General features: G+C 50.5%; 1 protein-coding gene. It reads right to left on the bottom strand.

The genetic code is table 11. The features are described 5' to 3' along the window. Positions 1–728 (bottom strand): amino-acid N-acetyltransferase (argA, locus tag R7093_RS25365; RefSeq protein WP_318147038.1); only part of this gene is annotated, 728 nt, incomplete at both ends.

Genomic DNA, 728 nt, shown 5'->3' with positions numbered 1-728 from the left:
CTCGAACGCCTGACCAAAATGCCTTGTTCTTCTAATGGATGAATCAATTCCAAAATGCCGCCGATGTCATCAATACCAGCTTGACGAACTTGCTCTGCGCTCGCCATGACGACTTGAGTTCCGATACCGTCAAACGAGAACAACTCCTGAATCAAAGCTCCATCTACTTTGTAGCTGATGAGATGGCTACGTGGGACGCCAGCGCGACAAGCGGCGATGGAACCTTTGAGGAAACGCAAAGTGCCCGTGTTGTAATCGGAATCTGAAGCGTGGTTTTCTGAAAGCGTTTTGATGACGTGCTCTGCCTCGATAGGCAGCAACTCTGCGACGGCATTGCCATTGTCGTCAATCACGCCTTGTTCTGAGCAGAAACCAATCAGTTTGTCTGCGCCTAATTTGATCGCCAGTTGCGTCGCGACTTCTTCAGAAAGTAAGTTAAAACACTCACCAGTCACGGAGCTCGCAATGGGGCCAAGTAGCACAATAGAGCCTTGGTCGAGCGTGCGATTAATCGCGTCGGTGTCAATGTGGCGAATGCGTCCACTGTGGCAGTAATCGACACCGTCATCTACGCCAAGTGGCTGTGCAATGACAAAGTTGCCACTGACTACATTCAGTTGTGTGCCAGCCATTGGGGTGTTGTTTAAGCTCATTGAAAGGCGTGCGGTAATGGCTAGTTGAAGCTGCCCAGCAGCTTGCATAACTACCGATAGTGCTGCTTCGTCGGT

This window comes from Vibrio sp. 1580 (assembly GCF_033340055.1).
Note: the sequence above shows the minus strand (reverse complement) of the source record. Positions and strands in the feature narration are given on the sequence as shown.